Annotated in this window: 20 protein-coding genes; 11 read left to right on the top strand and 9 right to left on the bottom strand. The window is 67.0% G+C overall.

Annotated elements, in window-relative coordinates; all coding sequences use genetic code 11:
• Nucleotides 1–21: 21 nt before the first annotated feature.
• From AB0B61_RS24070 to AB0B61_RS24060, 3 genes are all read right to left on the bottom strand, one after another.
• Nucleotides 22–885, bottom strand: coding sequence for a hypothetical protein (locus tag AB0B61_RS24070; RefSeq protein ID WP_358435670.1), 864 nt, complete (start codon nucleotides 883–885; stop codon nucleotides 22–24).
• Nucleotides 886–1135: 250 nt separating this feature from the next.
• Nucleotides 1136–1669 carry a permease-like cell division protein FtsX gene (locus tag AB0B61_RS24065; protein WP_358435667.1) on the bottom strand — a complete coding sequence of 178 codons (534 nt, stop codon included), beginning with the start codon at nucleotides 1667–1669 and terminating at the stop codon, nucleotides 1136–1138.
• A 110-nt stretch (nucleotides 1670–1779) separates the two neighbouring features.
• The gene (locus AB0B61_RS24060; protein WP_358435664.1) at nucleotides 1780–2322 is read right to left on the bottom strand and encodes a sigma-70 family RNA polymerase sigma factor; all 543 of its coding nucleotides are present in this window, start codon (nucleotides 2320–2322) and stop codon (nucleotides 1780–1782) included.
• Between the two features lie 183 nt (nucleotides 2323–2505).
• On the opposite strand from AB0B61_RS24060, the gene AB0B61_RS24055 reads away from it, so the two are divergent.
• Genes AB0B61_RS24055 through AB0B61_RS24045 form a run of 3 tightly spaced genes read left to right on the top strand, consistent with a single transcriptional unit; the run spans nucleotide 2506 to nucleotide 3752 of the window.
• Nucleotides 2506–3009 (top strand): hypothetical protein, encoded by a 504-nt coding sequence (locus AB0B61_RS24055; RefSeq protein WP_358435661.1) that lies wholly within the window; start codon nucleotides 2506–2508, stop codon nucleotides 3007–3009.
• 42 nt (nucleotides 3010–3051) lie between these two features.
• Nucleotides 3052–3330, top strand: a complete 279-nt coding sequence (locus AB0B61_RS24050; protein WP_358435658.1) for a CopG family transcriptional regulator — start codon at nucleotides 3052–3054, stop codon at nucleotides 3328–3330.
• Nucleotides 3327–3752: a PIN domain-containing protein gene (locus AB0B61_RS24045; protein ID WP_358435656.1), complete on the top strand. Its 426-nt coding sequence runs from the start codon at nucleotides 3327–3329 to the stop codon at nucleotides 3750–3752. Before AB0B61_RS24050 ends, AB0B61_RS24045 begins: the two co-directional genes overlap by 4 nt.
• A 79-nt stretch (nucleotides 3753–3831) precedes the next feature.
• Here AB0B61_RS24045 and AB0B61_RS24040 read toward each other — a convergent pair whose 3' ends face one another.
• From AB0B61_RS24040 to AB0B61_RS24025, 4 genes are read right to left on the bottom strand one after another with little or no spacing between them, the layout of a single operon-like run.
• A complete protein-coding gene (locus AB0B61_RS24040; RefSeq protein WP_358435653.1) occupies nucleotides 3832–4755 on the bottom strand; it encodes an ABC transporter substrate-binding protein in 924 nt (307 codons plus the stop codon).
• 13 nt (nucleotides 4756–4768) lie between these two features.
• Nucleotides 4769–5431, bottom strand: coding sequence for an ABC transporter permease (locus AB0B61_RS24035; protein WP_358435650.1), 663 nt, complete (start codon nucleotides 5429–5431; stop codon nucleotides 4769–4771).
• Nucleotides 5428–6075: an ABC transporter permease gene (locus AB0B61_RS24030; RefSeq protein WP_358435647.1), complete on the bottom strand. Its 648-nt coding sequence runs from the start codon at nucleotides 6073–6075 to the stop codon at nucleotides 5428–5430. The genes AB0B61_RS24035 and AB0B61_RS24030 overlap by 4 nt, the downstream gene beginning before the upstream one ends.
• The gene (locus AB0B61_RS24025) at nucleotides 6072–7160 is read right to left on the bottom strand and encodes an ATP-binding cassette domain-containing protein (RefSeq protein ID WP_358435644.1); all 1089 of its coding nucleotides are present in this window, start codon (nucleotides 7158–7160) and stop codon (nucleotides 6072–6074) included. The genes AB0B61_RS24030 and AB0B61_RS24025 overlap by 4 nt, the downstream gene beginning before the upstream one ends.
• A 101-nt stretch (nucleotides 7161–7261) precedes the next feature.
• On the opposite strand from AB0B61_RS24025, the gene AB0B61_RS24020 reads away from it, so the two are divergent.
• From AB0B61_RS24020 to AB0B61_RS23990, 7 genes are all read left to right on the top strand, one after another.
• Nucleotides 7262–8755, top strand: a complete 1494-nt coding sequence (locus tag AB0B61_RS24020) for an aromatic amino acid ammonia-lyase (RefSeq protein WP_358435641.1) — start codon at nucleotides 7262–7264, stop codon at nucleotides 8753–8755.
• Between the two features lie 14 nt (nucleotides 8756–8769).
• Nucleotides 8770–9630 (top strand): MurR/RpiR family transcriptional regulator, encoded by an 861-nt coding sequence (locus tag AB0B61_RS24015; protein WP_358435639.1) that lies wholly within the window; start codon nucleotides 8770–8772, stop codon nucleotides 9628–9630.
• A 69-nt stretch (nucleotides 9631–9699) separates the two neighbouring features.
• On the top strand, nucleotides 9700–11373 hold the full coding sequence (hutU, locus tag AB0B61_RS24010) for a urocanate hydratase (RefSeq protein WP_358435636.1): 1674 nt from the start codon (nucleotides 9700–9702) through the stop codon (nucleotides 11371–11373).
• A gap of 29 nt (nucleotides 11374–11402) precedes the next feature.
• Complete coding sequence (locus tag AB0B61_RS24005; protein ID WP_358436347.1) at nucleotides 11403–12605, top strand: allantoate amidohydrolase; 1203 nt, start codon at nucleotides 11403–11405, stop codon at nucleotides 12603–12605.
• A 98-nt stretch (nucleotides 12606–12703) separates the two neighbouring features.
• Entirely contained in the window at nucleotides 12704–13969 is a 1266-nt protein-coding gene (locus tag AB0B61_RS24000) for a formimidoylglutamate deiminase (RefSeq protein WP_358436344.1), read from the top strand.
• Nucleotides 13970–14007: 38 nt separating this feature from the next.
• A complete protein-coding gene (gene hutI, locus AB0B61_RS23995; RefSeq protein ID WP_358435633.1) occupies nucleotides 14008–15240 on the top strand; it encodes an imidazolonepropionase in 1233 nt (410 codons plus the stop codon).
• Between the two features lie 353 nt (nucleotides 15241–15593).
• Nucleotides 15594–15788, top strand: a complete 195-nt coding sequence (locus tag AB0B61_RS23990) for a hypothetical protein (RefSeq protein ID WP_358435630.1) — start codon at nucleotides 15594–15596, stop codon at nucleotides 15786–15788.
• A gap of 32 nt (nucleotides 15789–15820) precedes the next feature.
• Here the strand turns inward: AB0B61_RS23990 and AB0B61_RS23985 are convergent, their stop codons facing one another.
• Nucleotides 15821–16198: a very short patch repair endonuclease gene (locus AB0B61_RS23985; RefSeq protein WP_358435627.1), complete on the bottom strand. Its 378-nt coding sequence runs from the start codon at nucleotides 16196–16198 to the stop codon at nucleotides 15821–15823.
• A gap of 256 nt (nucleotides 16199–16454) precedes the next feature.
• Nucleotides 16455–17396 carry a hypothetical protein gene (locus tag AB0B61_RS23980; protein WP_358435625.1) on the bottom strand — a complete coding sequence of 314 codons (942 nt, stop codon included), beginning with the start codon at nucleotides 17394–17396 and terminating at the stop codon, nucleotides 16455–16457.
• Nucleotides 17397–17503: 107 nt separating this feature from the next.
• On the opposite strand from AB0B61_RS23980, the gene AB0B61_RS23975 reads away from it, so the two are divergent.
• Nucleotides 17504–19642 carry a restriction endonuclease gene (locus tag AB0B61_RS23975; protein WP_358435622.1) on the top strand — a complete coding sequence of 713 codons (2139 nt, stop codon included), beginning with the start codon at nucleotides 17504–17506 and terminating at the stop codon, nucleotides 19640–19642.
• Nucleotides 19643–19800 lie beyond the last annotated feature (158 nt).

Genomic DNA, 19800 nt, shown 5'->3' with positions numbered 1-19800 from the left:
CGCCATAAGGGCTGCCTAACGTCAGGAGCCCGTGATGCTGAGCAGTGAAAACCATTCATTGATGACGCGAGCCTTGCCACGAGACGGTGGTATGACGGCGAGATAGCTGCTCACGCTATTGCGCTTGAGCCGCTTCTTGAAGGTCTTGCCGTGGCTCAGAGCGGCGGTTCCGCGATCATTGAAGCTAGCCGTATACGTGCTTCCGGACCGGGCGATGAAGCTGTCTCCCTGCAGGTACCCATACCAGATGAGGGCTCCACCGGCAGAGGTCTTGAGCGCGAAGATCTCCGGCACGAGTTTCGGCTGGTAGCGCACATTCCACTGGCCGCCCAGCCCTTTCCGCTCAGCCAGCACGAAATTGGCGGTCTCGGTGGTGAACCTGCCCGGAGCGATCGTCTGCCGGGCACGCGGGTCGGCGCCCGCGGTGGCGATCAGACGTACATGCGACTGGGCCGCCTGCCGAGGCGAGACCGCGAGAGTTCCGCGCTCGTCCGCTGGTAGCGCGGTGGCGAGTCCGTCGCGGTCCTTGGCTATGGCCGGCACCTTCATCGTCGAGTCCGTGAAGGAGGACGCGACCACGCGCCATCCTTGGGCCGTCTTCTGGAAGATAACCTGCGTCCAGGACTTGCTCCCTTTCTGCGTGTATTCGGCCAGGAACCACGGCGGATTGGCGCCGCTCCTGGGAATGGTGAACCGCGTCTTGCGTATCTCCATCGGATTGGTGCTGTGGTTGCCGATCATCGTGTTCACGCGCTCGTCGGCCTTGGTCTGCTGCAGGAAGAGCCCGCCCCCCGCCGCCTCCCACCCTTTCCCCTGAAGTACGGCCTGGTCGGCCAGCTTCTCGTACCGGCCGAGAATGCCCTTGGCCTCCGCCGGGGTGACCACTCCTTGCTGGGCTGGAGTCGTACGTGCCGCTCGTCCGCCGACTGCCCACGGGGATTGCTGAGCGGATCCGCTCCCGCAGGCGGCGACACCAGAAAGGACCAAAGCGGCAAGAACGGGAGCTGAATGGCGAATGTTCATCGCTGTCTCCGGATGTCGATTGTCACGATGTACGTGGCGCCTATCGGCCCGGGTTCAGACAATTGCCAGACATTCTCGTTATAGATCGCGCTGGATTTTCCGTTGATGCGAGTTACCGCCCCTTGCCGGAGAAGGAGCACCGCTTAGCTCCTCCCAGGCGCTTCTTGACGTACCCCCAGAAAGAGGCATTGTCGAGGTTGCATGCCTGGTCGACGCTCATGGACACGCCGGGCAGTTCACTCGCGGCCTTGGCCACGGCCGAAGGGTCGGCACCTGCCCTGATCCGGGCGCGGAAGGACTCGGGCATGTCGGTGAGGGTTGTCGTCTTCAGGAGTAGGGGGCTGTCCTTGTACTCCCGACGGAAGCTGTCCCAAGCCTGCTGTTGGTCCTCAAAGCCGACGCTTTCCACCTCCGGCCGGGCCTCCAGCGCCAGTTGGAGATTCTTCCGTTCTGTCGTGGTGATTTCGCCGCTCGCGCAACTCGCACCGCAAAGGAAGACCGAGACCTCGGGCCTTCCAGGTGGCACCGAGCTGCTCTGTGACATGGCGACGATGCTTTCCTGCGGTTCCAGCGAAGGGGCGGTGAGCCCTACTGCTCCGAAGGCTGTCACTGCGACGGTCAGAGTGACGGCGGCGACTCTGATCATGTCCTTCCTGGAGCCGCGGCTGGGTCGCGGGGCGGGGAATGGACGTTGGTCGTCGCGGACGATCTCCGCGCGAGCCGCCATGGCGTCGCGGAGTCGCTCTTCAATGCTGCTCATGCGTTGTCTCCCAACTCGTGAAGAAGCCTGGCCCGGGCTCGGGCGGTCATGGACCTGACGGTGCTCTGCCTGACGCGCATGGCCTCGGCGATCTCGGCGTCGGACAGGTCGAGGTAGAAGCGCAGCACCAGGGCCTCTCGCTGGCGGCGCGGCAGGCGGGCCAGCGCGAGCAGCACCTCCCGCCGCGACTCCCCGATCAGCGCGGCGGTCTCCGCCGAGTCGGCCAGGCCCGCGAGCGGCTCGACCCGTCGCAGCGCGAGCGCCCGGCGGCGAAGGATCGACCGGGAGCCATTGAGCACGCACGTCCTGACATAAGCGATCGTCGTGACTCCCGGCCGCCACCTGCCATGAAGCCGAGCGAACACGTCCTGCACCACGTCTTCGGCCGTCTCCTGATCGCCGAGAAGCAGCACCGCGAGCCGTACAAGACCGAGCCGATGCTGGCGATAGAAGGCGACCAGCTCAGCATCAGGGGGTGCGGCCGGCGGGGCGGGCACCTTCGATGCCGGCTCCCCCAGCCGCAAGATTTCGCTTTCCATGGTCTATGAACGCGCACCCCTACCAATCCGCTGCTTCTCCACGTCGGAAATAATTCGGAGAAGGATTCCGTCCGCTCCCGCCTGATCTCCTACTTGAGAGATCCTGGGCAGCCCCGCGCCAAGTCTGTACATCCCGGGCCCGTCGTTCGGCTGATCGGACGGGCGTCCAAGGACACTGCTGCCATGAACGGGCGTGAGGCGAGTGCGGCGGCGGAGCGGGCGGAGTTCGGGGGTGCCGTGTACGGCTCGCTGCTGGCGGCTTCCGTGGTCGCCGGTTCGGCCGCGGAGGGCGGCCCGCCGTCACCGCCGGAGCTCGTGACGCTCCTGGTGTGTACGGGGGTGGTGTTCTGGATCACCCATGTCTACGTCCAGGTCGTGAGCTCCGGATACCCCGCCAGACCCCTCACCTGGGCGAACCTGCGCTCGGTCGCCAGGCGCGAATGGCCGCTGGCGCAGGCCTCCTTCCCGCCGTCGATCGCCGCGGCCATGGCCTCGGGGCTGGGCATGTCCAACGCGGTCGCGGCTTGGGCGGCGCTGTGCGTCGCGGTGGCGAGCCAGGTCACCTGGGCGGTGACGGCCGCGGTCAAGATCGGCTCTTCCAGAAGAGTCGTCGTCATCTCCGGAATCGCCAACCTCGCCCTCGGCCTGGCCATCGTCGCGCTCAAGACCGTGGTCGCCGGCCATTGAGGCCATGGTAAGGAGGGCAATACCTGGAGTATGGTCTCTTGTATGGCGACCAAGAAGATAACGGTGACGATCCCCGAGGAACTCATCGACGAGATCCGCGCGGAGGCGGCAGAGCGGGGCCTGTCCGCGTACGTCGCCGAGGCGTTGCGCTTCAAGCGTGACCGGGACCGGTTGCTGGAACTGGTGAACTGGCTGGGGGAAGAATACGGCCCGGTCACCGAAGAGGAAGGTGCGGCAGCACTCGAGGAGCTTGAAGATCTCGACGCCGAGCATGAGCGCCGCCGCGCCGGCGAAAAGCGCGACGCAGGAGAGGCTGCGTGAGGAAACGAAGCGGTGAGCAGGGGCAGCAGCCGCTGCGGATCTTCGTGCTCGACTGCCAGGCCTTGTCCCTGGCCGTGCGTGGCGACAGGAGGATGCTCGCCTGGCTCGACCTCGCGGCTCGGGGTCAGGCGGAGGTGGTGACGTCTCCGATGACGGTGGTCGAGGCGTACGACGGCAGGATCACCGAGCAACGCTGGGACTGGGTGCTCTCCCGGCTCAACGTCGCCGACGTCGGCAAGGACGAGGCCCGCCAGGCCCGTCGGCTCCTAAACGATGCCAAGCTGCACGGCCACAAGTACGCGATCGACGCGGTGCTCGCCGTCATCGCACGACAGCAGAAGGGGCAGGTCACCGTCTTCACCTCGGACGTCGACGACCTGGAGAAGCTGGTCCCGGACTCGATCGTCGTCAAGAAGGTATGACCTTCTACGCTCCCCGGTCGGGTCAATCTCGCCGTCTTGGACGGCTCGCGCCACGCGGTAGCGCGAGCCGCGGGAGGGGTCAGCTCGACAGGCCGTGGGTCTTGACCCACTCGGTGGCGACCTCGTCCGGGTCCTTGTGGTCGTTGTCCACGAGCGAATCGAGCTTGCTCAGCTCCTCGGTGGTCAGCGCGGTGTTCAGTTTGGCCAGAGCGGTTTTGACCGTGTCGGTGGCCTTGTCGGTGCGGATCAGCGGGACGATGCGCTGGGCCGGGATGAGGTGCTTCGGGTCGGCCAGGACGACCCAGCCGTTCTTCGCGATGTCCACGTCGGTGCTGAAGAGGTTCCCCAGTTGGACGTCGCCGCTCTTCAGGGCTCCCTTGACCAGCGGTCCGCTGGCGTCGAGGGACTTGAACTCCTTGAACTCCACGCCGTAGACGTCCTTGAGCCCGACCACGCCGACCTGGCGGGTCTTGTCCTCCGGGGGGCCGCCGAAGACCAGCTTGCCGTTGTGCTTGGCCAGGTCGGCGAGGGTGCTGAGGCCGTACTTGGCCGCGGTCTCCTTGGTGACGGTGAAGACGTCCGCGTCCTCGGCGGCCGCGGGTGGCAGGACCGTCAGGCCCTTCGGCAGCTTGGCGGTGAGCGCCTGCTGCAGGGCGTCGGAGTCGCTCGCGGTGGCCTTGGGGTCGAAGTGCAGCAGGAGGTTGCCCTGGTATTCGGGCAGCAGGTCGATGTCGCCGTTCTGCAGCGCGGGCACGACGATCTCCCGCGAGCCGAGGTTGGGCTTGACCGTCGTCTTCACGCCCGCGGCTTCGAGGACGTCGGCGTACAGGTAGCCGAGGATCTGGTTCTCGGAGAAGTTGGCCGTACCGATCACGATCGTGGAGCCGCCAGACGCGGCGGTGGCAGGCGGCGTGTTCAGGCTGGTCGTGCCTCCGCCGCAGGCGGCGAGCACGGGGAGTACGGCGAGCGCGAGCGCGCCCGCGACCAAATTCCTGCGATTCATGAAGAAAGCTCCATCAAGTAAGGCGGTGGCGGAAGAGAACGCGGTGGATTCCGGCGAGGATGAGGTCCACGGCCACGGCGAGGGCCGCGACGAGGACGGCGCCGCCCAGGACCTGGGTGAGGTCGCGCTGGGCGAGCCCGTCGAAGATGTACCGGCCGAGACCGCCGAAGCTGACGTAGGCCGCGATGGTCGCGGTCGCGATGACCTGTACGGTCGCCAGCCGCAGCCCTGTCATGATCAGCGGGGCGGCGAGGGGAACCTCCACTCGCCACAAGGACTGAAGCCCGGTCATCCCCATGCCGCGGGCGGCGTCCTTGGTGTCCGCCTCGACCGCGGCCATGCCCGCGTAGGTGTTGGTCACGATCGCTGGGATGGCCAGCGCGACCAGGGAGATGTACACCGGGGTCATGCTCAGGCCGCTGACCAGGAAGACCAGGGTGACGATGCCCACGGTCGGGAGGGCACGGCCGAAGCCCGAGAGGTTGATGGCGAGGAACGCGCCGCGCCCGGTGTGGCCGATGAACAACCCGATGGGCAGGGCGATCAGCGCGGCGACGAGAGTGGAGAGCAGGGAGTACTCCACGTGCTCGAACAGCCGCTGGGCGATGCCCTCCGGGCCGGCCCACTGACCGGCGGAGGTCAGCCAGGCGGTCAGCTGGGCGAGGAGATCCATCATGCGCGCGCTCCCTTGCGGATCCAGGGGGTGCAGAGCCATTGCACAACGACGAGCACCGCGTCGGCGGCCAGCGCGAGCAGCAGCGTGAGGACCACTCCGGCGAGTACGGGGGTGGGGAAGCTGCGCTGGAAGCCGTCGGTGAACAGCTGGCCGATGCCGCCGTACCCGATGTAGCTGGCCACGCTGACCAGGGAGATGGTCATGACGCTTGCCACCCTGACCCCGGCCATGATCACCGGCAGGGCGAGCGGGAACTCGACTTTCACCAGCGTGCCCAGACTGCCCCTGCCCATGGCCAGGGAGGCCTCCCGGACCTTGGCGGGCACGCTGTCGAGCCCTTCGACGGTGTTACGGAGCAGGACGACCAACGTGTAGACGGTCAGCCCGGCTATCGCGGTCGTCCTGGTCAGGCCCGTGATCGGCAGCAGCAGGACGAACAGCGCCAGCGACGGCACCGTGAACATGATGTTGGAGACGCCGAGCAGCAGCCCGCGGAGCGGACGGACCCGGTGGGCGACCACGGCGAGCGGCAGCGCGATCAACAGGCCGAGCAGCACAGCGGGGACCGCCGTCGCCAGGTGGTCCAGCGTGAGCGCCAGCAGGTCGTCGGTGTGCGTGGTGAGCCAGCCCCATTCGATGGTCATGCGAGGCTCCGCTGATGGGCGTGCACGACGTCGTCTCGGGAAGCCCCGACCAGCACGCCCGCCGCGTCCACCCGTACCGCCATCCCGGTGGGAGAGGAGACGGTCTCGTTGAGCGCCGAGAGCAGCGAGTCGGAATCGGTCAGGCCGCGCACGGGGGTGAGGGCCGCCTGCCCGATCGAATCGGACCCGTCGAGCGCGTGGACGTCCAGCCAGCCCGCGGGTTTGCCATCGGGGGAGACCGCGAGCAGCCAGCGCCCCGTCGCCTCCGCGCGTGCCTGCGCGGCCGTGTCGGTGGTACGTACCGCGGCGATCGGCTCGTACGGCACATCCTCCAGCGAGATGAGAGAGAGCAGCTTCAGCCCGCGTTCCGCCCCGAGGAATCCGGCGACGAAGTCGTCGGCCGGTCGGGCGAGCAGTTCGGCGGGTGGGGCGAACTGGACCATGTGCCCGCCGGTGCGGAAGATCGCGATGCGGTCGCCGAGCCGTACGGCTTCGTCGATGTCGTGGGTGACGAAGACGATGGTCTTACGTAGTTCGGCCTGCAGCCGGATCAGCTCGTCCTGGAGCAGGGTACGGACCACCGGGTCGACCGCCCCGAACGGCTCGTCCATGAGCAGGACGGGCGGGTCGGCGGCCAGCGCGCGGGCGACGCCCACGCGCTGTTGCTGGCCGCCGGAGAGCTGGTGGGGATAGCGTTTGCCGGACTCGGCGGCCAGACCGACGACCTCAAGGAGCTCGGCGGCCCTGGCGCGGGCCTTGCGCCGGCCCCAGCCGAGCAGCGTCGGCACGGTGGCGATGTTGTCCAGGACCGTACGGTGCGGGAACAGGCCCGCCTGCTGGATGACGTACCCGATGCCGCGCCGCAACTGAGCCGCGGGCAGCTCCCGTACGTCGCGCCCGCCCAGGCTGACCGTGCCAGAGGTGGGATCGACCAGCCGGTTGATCATCCGGAGCGTGGTGGTCTTGCCGCAACCGGAGGATCCGACGAGCACCGTGATGCCTCCTTCGAGGAACTCCACGGAGAGGTCGTCCACGGCTGTCGTGCCGTTGGCGAACCTCTTTGTGACTGACTCGAATCGGATCATGGACACCACCCTTGCCGGTCTGCATGTATTCATGCAGACTCATGCACGAATGAAGATGTGTCAATAGTCGGTTTTGTGCAGGTGAAAGGGAGTTGAACGCCGTGGCGTCTCGAATCGTAGGCGTGGCCGTCCCACAGATCGAGCTCGACGGACATGGTCTCGACAGCGAGACGGTCGCGCTGCTCGCCGACGGCGTGGCCTGCGTGGAGGTGCCCCTGTCCGCCTACGACAAGGTCGAACGGTCGTGGCGCAGGGCGGGCGACCTCGTCGCCACCGGGCGCGTCTATGGGCGCAGCACTGGCGTCGGCGCCAACCGCAGCCTGGATGTGGACCCCGCCGACTTCGACCTGCACGGCCTGCGTTTGCTGCGCAGCCACGCGGGCGGGATAGGGGCGCTGCTGCCGGCCAGGCAGGTCCGGGCGATGATGATCGTCCGGCTCAACCAGCTCCTGGTGGGGAACGCCGGGCTCCGTCCCGAGGTGGTCCGCGGGCTCGCCGTGGCGCTCAAGGCCGGAGTGCATCCGCCGGTGAACGAGTACGGCGCGGTCGGCACCGGTGATCTGGCCGCGCTGTCCCAGCTCGGACTGGCCCTCGCCGGAGAGCACCCCTGGCACGGCGGCCCCACCCCGCCACCTCCGATCAGCCTTGAAACCGGCGACGCACTGGCCCTGATCAGCAGCAACGCCCTCACCCTGGGACAGGCGGCGCTGGCTCGCCACAGCCTGGACCGCCTGCTCAGAGCCGCCCATGTGGTGGCCGCGCTTTCCCTGCTGGCCGTCGACGGCTCGCTGGAGGCTTTCGCCGAGCCGGTGCACGCCGCGCGCCCGCATCCGGGCAACATCCGTGTCGCCGCCGAGGTCCGCCGGCTCGTCGGCGCGCCGGATCGGCCCGCGCCGCCGACTGGCCGCATCCAGGACCCGTACGCTTTCCGCTGCTTTCCGCAGATCCACGGGCCGGCCCTGGAAGCCTCCGACGCGCTGGAGCGGGTGCTGGCCATCGAGCTCAACGCGGGCGCGGAGAACCCCCTGATCAGCGCGGAAGGCCCGGACGGCGGGCCGGCTTCGTACCATCACGGGGGTTTCTTCTCGGCTCACGTGGCGCTCGCGCTGGACCAGCTGTCTCTCGCGCTCCTGCCGACGGCGCGGCTGTCCGCGGCGCGGCTGGCGGCACTGAACGAGCCGGGCATCACGGGGCTGCGTCCGTTCCTCGCCGGTGGGGCGTCGGCCGGATCCGGGGTGCTCATCCTCGAATACAGCGCGAACGCCGCCCTCGCCGAGCTGCGGAACGCGGCGGCACCGGCCTCGTCCGGGCATGCCGTACTGTCACGGAGCGTGGAGGAGGCCACGAGCTTCGCCTCGCAGGCCGCCCGCCAGGTCCTGCGGGCCGTCGAGACGTACCGGCTGGTGCTCGCCTGCGAGCTCGTCGCCGCCGTCCGCGCTCTGCGTCAGCTCGGCGTGAAGCGGGACCGGTCCTTGCCGGTAGGTCGCGCGCACGCGCTGGTGGACGACAATCTTGACCTATCGATGGAGGACCGGCCGCTCACGGCGGACGTCTCGGCGGCTGCCGGTCTTCTCGACGCACTTGCCGATCTGTAGACCCCTGGAGAGTCATGAACACCGACGATGTCGCGCCGGAGGCCCGCTTGCTGCGGCTGTTCGAGGGGCATCGGCTGACCCCCGCCCAGCGGCGGATCGCGCACTGCCTGGTACAGCACGCCGGGCAGGCGGCCTTCCTGTCCAGCGTGGAGATCGCCGAGCTCGCGGGGGTGAGCCAGCCGTCGGTGACCCGGTTCGCGATGACCCTCGGGTACGACGGCTACCCCGCGCTGCGCAAGCAGATCCGCGAGCTCGGCCTGCCCGACTCGGCGGGCCGGGGCGAGACGGGCGAAGGCGCGCCCCTGAGCGAGACCCAGCGGGCGGTACGCACCGAGATCGCCAACCTTCAGCATCTGGCCGACTCGCTGTCGGACATGACGGCCATCGTCAAGGCCGCCCGGCTGCTGGCACCCTCCCGGCCGCTGCTCGTGCTCGGCCTGCGCGCGGCCGCGGCGCAGGCCGCGGGCTGGGCCTACTTCGCCGCCAAGGTCCACTCCGACGTACGCCTGCTCAACGAGGGCGGTTCCATGCTCGCCGACCGCATCGAACAGGCGGCCGACGCCGGGGCGAGCGCCCTGCTCTGCTTCGCCCTGCCCCGCCACCCCGCCGAGCTGACGGAGGCCCTGTCGGCGGCCAAGAAGGCAGGGCTGAGCGTGGTGACCATCGCCGACAACGCCTTCGTGCCCTCGGCCGACCTCTCCGACGTGCTGCTGCCCGTGCCGGTCGGCACGGAACTGGTCTTCGACACGGCCTGCGCGCCCATGATGCTCGGCCGGGTCCTGCTGGAGACCATGGTCGACGAGATCCCGGGCGCGCAGGCCCGCCTGGAGGCGTTCGAGCAATCGGCGGCCTCGCGCGGCTTGTTCACGGACTAGCTATTGACTGAATCTATTCATTCTGGATATAGATGCATGAATAGATGCGCAGAGGGGGAGGTCAGGAACATGGACCAGATCAGCGGTCCGCGCCCGGTTCGGGCTCCGCGTGGCACGACGCTTCATACCCAGGGCTGGCAGCAGGAAGCCGCCCTGCGGATGCTCATGAACAACCTCGACCCCGAGGTCGCCGAGCATCCCGACAAGCTCGTCGTGTACGGCGGCACCGGCAAGGCGGCCCGTGACTGGCGCTCCTACGACGCGATCGTCCGCACGCTCGGCACGCTGAAGGCCGACGAGACGCTGCTTGTGCAGTCAGGCCGCCCGGTGGGCGTGATGGCCACGCACGAATGGGCGCCGCGGGTCCTCATCGCCAACTCCAACCTGGTCGGCGACTGGGCCACGTGGCCGGAGTTCCGGCGGCTGGAGCAGCTCGGCCTGACCATGTACGGGCAGATGACGGCCGGCTCCTGGATCTACATCGGCACCCAGGGGATCCTCCAGGGCACCTACGAGACCTTCTCTGCCGTGGCCGCCAAGAAGTTCGGCGGCACGCTGGCCGGGACGATCACCCTGACCGCCGGGCTGGGCGGCATGGGCGGCGCCCAGCCGCTGGCCGTCACCATGAACGGCGGGGTGGCCATCTGCGTCGACTGCGACCCGCGCTCCGTGGACCGGCGCATCGAACACCGCTACCTCGACGTCAAGGCTTCGTCGCTGGACGAGGCGCTGCGGCTGGCCTACGAGGCACGGGACGCGCGTCGGCCGCTGTCCATCGGGGTCGTCGCCAACGCAGCGGAAGCCGTACCGGAGCTGCTCGCGCGTGGCGCGGAGATCGACATCGTCACGGACCAGACGTCGGCGCACGACCCTCTGATGTACCTGCCGGTTAGTGTGGCGTTCGAGGACATGGCCGCCGAGGCGGACAAGGACCCGGTTGGGTTCACCGAGCGCGCCCGGCACTCGATGGCCCGGCACGTGGAGGCGATGGTCGGCTTCCAGGACGCCGGGGCCGAGGTGTTCGACTACGGCAACTCGATCCGAGGCGAGGCCCAGTTGGCGGGCTATGCGCGGGCCTTCGACTTCCCCGGCTTCGTGCCCGCCTACATCCGGCCGCTGTTCAGCGAGGGCAAGGGGCCGTTCCGTTGGGCGGCGCTGTCGGGCGACGCCCAGGACATCGCCAAGACGGACCAGGCGATTCTGGACCTGTTCCCGGAGAACGAGTCGCTGGCCCGCTGGATCCGGCTGGCAGGGGAGCGGGTCCACTTCCAGGGCCTGCCCGCGCGCATCTGCTGGCTCGGGTACGGCGAGCGGGACAAGGCCGGCGACCGGTTCAACGACATGGTCGCCCGTGGCGAGCTCTCCGCCCCGCTGGCCATCGGCCGTGACCACCTCGACTGCGGCAGCGTCGCCTCGCCGTACCGGGAGACCGAGGCCATGCTCGACGGCTCCGACGCCATCGCCGACTGGCCGCTGCTGAACGCCATGGTGAATGTGGCTTCTGGCGCGTCGTGGGTGTCCATCCACCACGGTGGGGGCGTTGGCATCGGCCGGTCCATTCACGCCGGGCAGGTCACGGTCGCCGACGGGACCGTGCTCGCTGGGGAGAAGATTCGCCGGGTGCTCACCAATGATCCGGGCATGGGCGTTATTCGGCACGTCGACGCCGGGTACGACCGGGCCACTGAGGTCGCTCAGGAGCGCGGTGTGCGGATTCCGATGCGTGAGGGCGACTCGGCGTGATCGATTTCGATGACGGCAGCTTTCGGGGGATGTGGCGTGAGCTCCTGCCCGTTGGGCGGTATGACGCTACCGGCGGATATCGCCGGCATGCCTGGACTGCGGCCGACAGTGACTGCCGGGCCTGGTTCAGGGAGCAGGCGCTGAAGCGGGGGTTGACCTATGAGGTCGACCGGAACGGTAACCAGTGGGCCTGGTGCGGCGATCCTTCGGCGGGGGATGCCATCGTCACTGGCTCCCATCTGGACTCGGTGCCTGATGGGGGAGCTTACGACGGGCCGCTGGGTGTCGTGTCGGCGTTCGCGGCTCTGGACGCGCTGCGGGATCGAGGCGTGCTCCAGGATCCGGGCGTGGTCCGGGACCCGGGCGTGGTCCGGGACCGGGGCACCGCTGGTGGCCGCCCGCTTGCGATCGTCAACTTCGTCGACGAGGAGGGGGCCAGGTTCGGCGTGGCCTGTGTCGGGTCCCGGTTGACGGCGGGGGTCCTGGATCCGGGACAGGCGCGGTCTCTCAGGGACCAGGACGGTGTTTGGCTCGGCGACGCGATGGAGCGCGCGGGGCACGACCCCGCAGGGATCGGTCGCGATGACGAGCGGCTTGCGCGTATCTCCGCGTACGTCGAACTCCACGTTGAGCAGGGCAGAAACCTGGGCGACGCGCCGGTCGGCGTCGCGTCGGCGATCTGGCCGCACGGCCGCTGGCGGTTCGACTTCCACGGAGAGGCCAACCACGCGGGCACCACCCGCCTGGAGGATCGCCGCGACCCGATGCTGGCCTACGCCGCCACTGTCCTGAACGCCCGTGAGCAGGCCAGGTTGGCTGGTGCGCTCGCCACCTTCGGGAAGATCTCCGTCGAGCCCAACGGCACCAACGCCATCGCCTCCCGGGTGACCGCCTGGCTGGACTCGCGTGCCGCTGACTCCGCCACTCTCGACACGCTGGTGAAAGAGATCATTCACGAGTCGGGGGCGGAGGTTACTCGCGAGTCGTTCACCCCGGTGGTCGAATTCGACGGGCCGCTCCGGGACCGGCTGGCCGCTCGGCTCGGCGGGGTTCCGGTTCTGCCGACCGGGGCGGGGCATGACGCGGGCATTCTCGCCTCGGCCATCCCCACGGCCATGCTCTTCGTACGGAACCCGACCGGCGTCTCGCACTCGCCGGAGGAATTCGCTGAGGAGGCCGACTGCCTCGCCGGGGTGGCCGCCTTGGTCGCCGTCCTGGAGGATCTGCTGTGAACGGGCGATTCTGGGCGAGGTACGCGTGGACCGGCGCGTCGGAGCCCAGCGCGTCGGAGTCCGGTGGGTTGGAGTCCGGCGCGTTGGAGTCTGGTGTCCTGATCGACGTCTCGGGGGGCCGTATCGTCGCCCTTCAAGCGGGCAGCGCTCCTACCGGCGACGCCGTCGTCCTGGACGGCCTGGTCATCCCCGGGCTGGCCAATGCCCATTCGCACGCCTTCCATCGGGCGTTGCGCGGGGCCACGCAGCTCGGCGGTGGCACCTTCTGGACCTGGCGCGAGACCATGTACCGGGTCGCGGCGCGCCTCACCCCCGACGAGTACCTGGAGCTGGCACGGGCGGTCTACGCCGAGATGGCCCTCGCGGGGATCACCTGCGTCGGCGAGTTCCACTACCTTCACCACGCTCCCGGAGGCGTCACCTACGACGACCCGAACGCGATGGGAGAGGCGCTCATCGAGGCGGCCGCCCAGGCCGGCATCCGGATCACACTGCTCGACACCTGTTACCTCTCGTCAGGCTTTGGCGCGCCACCGGACGAGACCCAGCTCAGATTCAGCGACCGTTCAGGGGAAGCGTGGGCCGAGAGGGTCAGCGGGTTGAAGGAGCGCGATCACGCCCGCGTCGGCGCGGCCGTCCACTCGGTCCGAGCCGTTCCCGCCGACCAGCTCGGGGTGGTCGGCGTCTGGGCGGCGCAGCGGAACGCCCCGATCCACGCGCACGTGTCGGAGCAGCCTGCCGAGAACGAGGGCTGCCTGGCGGCGTACGGCGTCACGCCTACGCGCCTGCTCGCCGACCATGGGCTGCTCGGGCCGCGTACCACCGCCGTGCACGCCACACACCTGACCTCGGAGGACATCGCGCTGCTCGGCGGCTCCGCGACCACGGTGTGCATGTGCCCCACGACCGAGCGCGATCTCGCCGACGGCATCGGACCCGCTCACGAGGTGCAGGCCGCGGGCTCGCCGCTGTCGCTCGGCAGCGACAGCCAGGCCGTCATCGACCTGTTCGAGGAGGCTCGGGCAATGGAGCTGAACGAGCGGTTGCGTACGCGTCGTCGCGGTCATTGGACGGCGGACGCGCTCCTGCGGGCCGCCACTGCCGACGGTCACGTGTCTCTGGGCTGGCCGGAGGCGGGCAGGCTGGAGGCGGGGGCGCTCGCCGACCTCGTTACGATCTCCCTCGACTCGGTCCGGACCGCGGGCCTGCTTCACGGTGCCGAGACCGCCGTCTTCGCTGCCACCTCCGCCGACGTCAGCGACGTCGTCACCGGCGGCCGAGTAATCGTACGGCGTGGCGTCCACCAGCTCGTTCCCGACGTCGCGGGCGCGCTTCGGCAGGCGCTCGCGCGGGTGGCGGCATGACTGGCGCGGTTGCGGAATGCCCGCACGAGGTTGGCGGCATGAGTGGGCGCGCTGCGGCGGCCTCTCGCGCGGCTGAGGAAGGCTCGCACGCGGTTGGCGGCACGGTGGGAAGCCTCCTGATCACCGGGATCTCCACGCTGGTCACCAACGACCCCCAGCTGGGCGAGGGTCCGCTCGGGCTCATCACGGACGCTGCTGTCGTCGTCTCCGGCGAGGAGATCGCTTGGGTGGGGCCGGCTTCGCGGGCTCCGGCGGCGGATCGGATGTACGACGCCGACGGCCGGGCTCTGCTCCCCGGTTTCGTCGACTCCCATGCCCACCTGGTCTTCGCGGGGGACCGTACGGCCGAGTTCGACGCGCGGATGCGCGGCCTGCCCTACACCGCGGGCGGGATTCGTACGACGGTGGCGGCCACCCGCGCGGCGAGTGACGAGGAGCTGTCGGCCGGGGTGGCCCGCCTGGTGGGCGAGGCGCTGCGGCAGGGCACAACGGTCATCGAGTGCAAATCAGGCTACGGCCTCACCGTCGAGGACGAGGCACGCCTGCTGCGCATCGCCGGGGAGCACACAGACGAGGTGACCTACCTCGGCGCGCACGTCGTACCGGCCGAACAAGACCCCGACGCGTACGTGGAGCTGGTGACCGGGGCGATGCTGGACGCCTGCGCTCCCCACGCTCGATGGGTGGACGTCTTCTGCGAGCGAGGGGCGTTCGACGGCGACCAGGCGCGGGCCGTACTGGAGAGCGGCATCAAGCGCGGCCTCGTACCCAGGATCCATGCCAACCAGCTCACCCATGGACCAGGCGTCCAACTCGCCGTCCAACTGGGCGCGGCCTCCGCCGATCACTGCACTCACCTCACTGACGCGGACGTGGACGCCTTGGCATCCGGGGTGACGGTCGCGACGCTGCTGCCGGGGGCGGAGTTCTCCACCAGGGCCCCTTACCCGGACGCCCGCCGCCTCCTGGACGCTGGCGTGACGGTGGCACTGTCGACCGACTGCAACCCCGGCTCCAGCTTCACCACCAGCATGCCGTTCTGTGTCGCCCTGGCGGTTCGGGAGATGGGCATGACTCCCGACGAGGCGGTGGGGGCGGCGACGCTGGGAGGTGCACGGGCGCTGCGGCGCGACGACGTGGGCCGGATAGTCGTGGGCGCACGCGCCGACCTGATGCTGCTGGACGCTCCCTCCCATGTCCACCTGGCCTATCGACCCGGCGTCCCGCTCATCTCCGCCGTGTGGCAGCGCGGGCGCCAAGTGGTGTCCTAACCGACTCCACGCAGGAGTCGCACGGTCGCGACGACCAAGGACATCCTCTTCGGGCGGACGCGGCAGGCATACGCCGGCGACATGTCCTTGATCACACGAAATCCATGCTGAAGACGATGAACACGCACAGGAGTACCGCCAGGCCAAGGACAGCGAAAACCGTCAGCATGACGGCGGTGACCACCAATCTGTCCTTCCACAGCTTCGATATCACCGCCCCATGATCCCATGAGGCGAGCCCGCCTCCTTGATGATCACCTCGTGCGCGGCACCCTCATCGGCTTGCACCCACGAACCCCAGATACGAATGGCCGCTGGCGCAGGTGTCGTTTCCGCCGTCGATCGCCGCGGCCATGGCCTCTGGGCTGGGCATGTCCACCGCGGTCGCGGCTTGGGCTGCGCTGTGTGTCGCGGTGGCGAGCCAGGTCACCTGGGCGGTGACGGCCGCGGTCAAGATCGGCTCTTCCAGAGGTGTTGTAGTTGGAATCGCCAGTCTCATCTTCAGCCTGGCCATTGTCGCGTTCAAGATCGTGATCGCCGGCCATTGACGGCGATCGAAGACAGGTTCCAATGCGATCGTTTAAGATCTTCGAGCGGCAACTTCCTCTGCGATCTTTGTGGCGGCCTGCAGAGGGTCCTCGTGCTCCCAGACTCGTATCACAAGCCAACCTGCTCTAGCGAGCATGCTGTCCGTCTCGGCGTCACGTTCCCGATTTCGCCTGACCTTCTCCGCCCAGTATTCGGCATTGGTGACCGACTTGGTGTGATGCTCGGGGCAACCATGCCAGAAGCAGCCGTCGAGGAACACCGCGACCTTGACTCTGGTGAAAACCATGTCAGCAGTGCGTCGCACAGCTGGCACCGGTCGGACCGACACACGGTAGCGGAGCCTCAGCGCGTGCACGGCCTTGCGCAGGGCCAATTCCGGTTTGGTGTCCCGAGGCTTGTTCGACTGCATGCTCTTACGGACGCCTGGGCTGGATGCTTGTACAGGCCGTGGAAAGCTCACGATGTCTACGTTAGAGAAGTTCGAGGTCCTACGCGTGCAGGTTCGACCTGCTAGATCGTCAGGCCGCGTGGCGCCGTTCGGCCATGTGCTTGTCAAGCTGCTGCGCTAGCGGGATGGGGACGGCAGTGCCGATCTGTCTGGTCGATGTGGCGCTTACCTCGACGTTCGAAAGCCCGCCCCAGGGCAGCCCAGTAGGTTGGGCTGACTAGCGATGGGACACTCGTGGCCGGTCTGTGCAGTTGATGATGATCTGCCAGCCGCCGCCCGGTTTTTCGCTGATCTCAACCCCTTGCTGCATTGCCCCGGCCAGACCTTTTACGGTGATGTCGTCAGCTTCGATGATGCGAGTAATGGGCCTGGTGGTGTCGATATACGTCACCGGGCGAGGCGCCTGCTCCAATCGGTCTAGGAGCTCCGCCTGTAGATGTGCCTCTAGGCCGGATACGTGACCTGCCAGCTGCGAGATCACTTGCTGTGGCGTACCGGGTGCGATCTTGGACAGTGCAACGATCACGGGTTCCAGGATATGTGGGCCGCAGTGTTGCACCGCTTCATAGAAGGTCAAGGCCGCGTCCTTGGGACGTAGATACATGCGGATTCCCATTGCCTCAGGGAAGTACCTGGACACCCGGTACAGCTTGTCGATGCAGATCGCTTCATCGGCGGCGAGTGAGCTGGTGACGAGAACGCCCTTCTGCAGATCACCCGGCTTCTCCAGCATGTCGGTGACGGCCGACAGACGCAGCTCACCGGTGCCTAGCTTCTGCAGCGTCGCCCCCGTCGGCTCGAGGATCTCCAACTTCAAGACGGCTGCGAGGCGTTCAGCGCCGCTCTGCGCCCGCAGACTCACCAGCAGTCCGGGCTTGGTCGTCCCGTTCATCCGTCCGATCAGCCGTTTCGTGAGGATCTCGGTGGAGACGAGGAAGTCGTCGCTGGTCCCAGCATGTAGAGCTTGGAAGATCTCCTGTGATTCGCGATCGGAGAATTTCCCAGGAGGTGCCGAATCCGGGCGTTCCGCTAGTTTTTGGATGTGCTCTATATGCTCCAGCAGAAAGTTCATAACCTTGCCCTCGATCTCCTGGAGCATGACGTCTTGATGGTCTCTACCGTGGGACACCAGGCTGTAGGTCATGAGATCGATGTTCAAGGTGGCCCCTTCGTAGGACGCGTAATAGCTTTGCTCTGCTTCCGCAATTATCGACGACCCGAACCAAAGGCGTAAATCCGCAATTGTGTTCGAATTCTGGGGGGATCTTGCCTGAGTATGATTTCCACACGCTCTCGCCAGCCGATTTCGAACGCTTCGTGTGTGACTTGCTGAACGAAGAACTCGGGCTCGATCTCCACAGTTACCCCGAGGGGCGCGATCAAGGAGTCGATCTTCTTCAAGTGGGAGAAGACGGGCATCGCACTGTCGGCCAGTGCAAGCACTATGCGAAATCGGACCGCTCAAAGCTCATCGCGTCCGCCAAGAAGGAGGCTGGTAAGAAGGGCAGAAGAACGGCGGATCGTTATATTTTCGTGACTTCCCATCCGATGTCGTCTGAGACTGAAGCCGAGGTAATGCGCATCCTCGGGATCCCGCAGCGTGACGTTTGGGCTCTCGACAAGCTGAACGAGGCCCTGGGAAGGCACGGCGCCGTCGAGCGTCGACATCCAAAGCTCTGGCTCGGCTCCACCGGAGTGCTGGACTCGATCGTTCATGCGGGTTGCTGGCACCGTGCTGAAGCCTCTCTCAGAGCCGTAGCGGATCGGGCCAGATTCTGGGTGGAAACCCCCTCGTATGGGCGAGTTTTTGACTTGCTCGAGCGTCTAGGGGTGTGCGTCATCACTGGTGCGCCCGGCGTCGGAAAGACTTACCTTGCGGAGATGATCGCCTTGCAGTTGGCTCGAGTCGAATGGGAGGTCGTGCATGTCTTCAGCGACATCGAGCAAGCTTGGGCGGTGATGAGAAAAGACGACACGCGTCAGCTGTTCGTCTACAACGACTTTCTCGGGGAAGCCGAACTCAAGCCCTCCGCCAAGGTGGAGGCGCCGGATTTGCACAACTTCATGAAGGACATTCTCCGCCGTAGGGATGGAAACAAGCGCCTAATCATCACCACTCGCGCCGAGGTTCTCCAACAGGCATCCCTGGTGCCCAGTCCTTCCCTTCAACGTCTCGTCAACGAAGACACCGGTCGTTTTGCCATCGAGCTTTCAGAGTGGGATGAGGCCACTCGAAAGGAGGTGATCATCAATCACCTCCACTTCGCCGGATTACTCGATGAAGACCTGAAGCAGGTGAGCCTGGATCGGCGTCTGGTCAGCATCATCAGGCACGCATCGTACAATCCTTATCTTATCGAGGTGATCTGTGATCAGCTCCCTGCTGACTGCACGGCAGAGATGGCCCTAACAACGCTCCTCGATGCTCTCTCATATCCGGAGAGCGTATGGTTCGCCAGCTTCGCAGTGCTTGGTCTCGCGGCGACGGAAATCCTCTTGACCATGGTGACGTTAAAGCCGCGCCCTGTGCTTGTCGAACGCCTGCGCAAACTTGTCGGAGACGATGGGCCGGCCGTCGCCTGGGGCCAGGCCTGGAGGTCACTTCAACCGACGTGGGTGACGGTGGGGGGTACGCCTACCGCACGTACGCTGGTGTTCGCTCACCCCGGCTGTCGCGAGTACCTTTTGGGCAAGATCGATCACGACAGTGATCTAGCTGGTGAACGTGTGACCCGGGCGGCCACTCTTGAACAACTCGGGGAGTTGGCCCGCGCCTCAGGTGATCTCAGAGCCGACGGTGCAGTCTCACCCCTGGTTCATCGGCCCGTGATCGCCGACGCGTTGAACAGACAGCGAGTCGGGGTCGCCTATCGCGCCCGGCTGTGCACCGAACGTGAGCTCGGGGACGCGGGCTCAACGGAGATGCGACTCAGAATCTTGGCAACATCGGCGGCCCTTATCGGCCTGTACGGATCGAACGATGACTCATGTTGGCTGATACAGCGTATAGAGGAGATCCTCGCGAGGTCTGAACCGATCTTGACCCCGGACGGCCTCGTGGTCGCAGTGCAGTACACGCACCTCCCTCCCGTGCGTGGCCTCGAGGAGACGACTCTGAGATTGGCCGCGCAGGCAGTGGCCAACGCTCGAACTCTGCGCGATCTCGATGCGTACGAGACGTTTGCAGGCGAACTGCAGTCGACTGTCATTGAAGATGCGATCCGTCCGCTGGCTCATCAAATCATCGTTTCCGAGCTGGAACATCTCATGGATGAGTGCGACGCTGACATCATCAGAGATACCGCGGGCGACCTCAAAGCACGTGCTTTGTTTTACGGCCACGAGATCGACATCGATGCCGTGCTCGAGCATGCGGACGGCCTGGACTCGTCTTCAATTAACTAGTTCGGTGGTACGGGGCTGTAGCTGACATCGGCGAAGGCCATCTCATGGCAGGGCGGGTATGGCGGTTCTTCGATTTTGAGGGGGATGGTCGTACCCTCATGCCGCTGGGTTGATCGTTTGATGTGTGCAGGCCAACCGTACGCGTCGGCGTTGGTTGG

Source organism: Nonomuraea sp. NPDC049158, assembly GCF_040648335.1.
Taxonomy (GTDB): Bacteria; Actinomycetota; Actinomycetes; order Streptosporangiales; family Streptosporangiaceae; genus Nonomuraea.
Note: the sequence above shows the minus strand (reverse complement) of the source record. Positions and strands in the feature narration are given on the sequence as shown.

What these genes read in the sequence shown, in the direction of transcription:
- AB0B61_RS24060 (WP_358435664.1), bottom strand. Translation starts at nt 2,322, where the DNA reads ATGGAAAGCGAAATCTTGCGGCTGGGGGAGCCGGCATCGAAGGTGCCC.
- AB0B61_RS24005 (WP_358436347.1), top strand. Translation starts at nt 11,403, where the DNA reads ATGTGGCGTGAGCTCCTGCCCGTTGGGCGGTATGACGCTACCGGCGGA.
- AB0B61_RS23985 (WP_358435627.1), bottom strand. Translation starts at nt 16,198, where the DNA reads ATGCAGTCGAACAAGCCTCGGGACACCAAACCGGAATTGGCCCTGCGC.
- hutU (WP_358435636.1), top strand. Translation starts at nt 9,700, where the DNA reads ATGGACCAGATCAGCGGTCCGCGCCCGGTTCGGGCTCCGCGTGGCACG.
- AB0B61_RS23990 (WP_358435630.1), top strand. Translation starts at nt 15,594, where the DNA reads ATGGCCTCTGGGCTGGGCATGTCCACCGCGGTCGCGGCTTGGGCTGCG.
- AB0B61_RS24040 (WP_358435653.1), bottom strand. Translation starts at nt 4,755, where the DNA reads ATGAATCGCAGGAATTTGGTCGCGGGCGCGCTCGCGCTCGCCGTACTC.
- AB0B61_RS24035 (WP_358435650.1), bottom strand. Translation starts at nt 5,431, where the DNA reads ATGATGGATCTCCTCGCCCAGCTGACCGCCTGGCTGACCTCCGCCGGT.
- AB0B61_RS24025 (WP_358435644.1), bottom strand. Translation starts at nt 7,160, where the DNA reads ATGATCCGATTCGAGTCAGTCACAAAGAGGTTCGCCAACGGCACGACA.
- AB0B61_RS24030 (WP_358435647.1), bottom strand. Translation starts at nt 6,075, where the DNA reads ATGACCATCGAATGGGGCTGGCTCACCACGCACACCGACGACCTGCTG.
- AB0B61_RS24055 (WP_358435661.1), top strand. Translation starts at nt 2,506, where the DNA reads ATGAACGGGCGTGAGGCGAGTGCGGCGGCGGAGCGGGCGGAGTTCGGG.
- AB0B61_RS24065 (WP_358435667.1), bottom strand. Translation starts at nt 1,669, where the DNA reads ATGATCAGAGTCGCCGCCGTCACTCTGACCGTCGCAGTGACAGCCTTC.
- AB0B61_RS24015 (WP_358435639.1), top strand. Translation starts at nt 8,770, where the DNA reads ATGAACACCGACGATGTCGCGCCGGAGGCCCGCTTGCTGCGGCTGTTC.
- hutI (WP_358435633.1), top strand. Translation starts at nt 14,008, where the DNA reads ATGAGTGGGCGCGCTGCGGCGGCCTCTCGCGCGGCTGAGGAAGGCTCG.
- AB0B61_RS24050 (WP_358435658.1), top strand. Translation starts at nt 3,052, where the DNA reads ATGGCGACCAAGAAGATAACGGTGACGATCCCCGAGGAACTCATCGAC.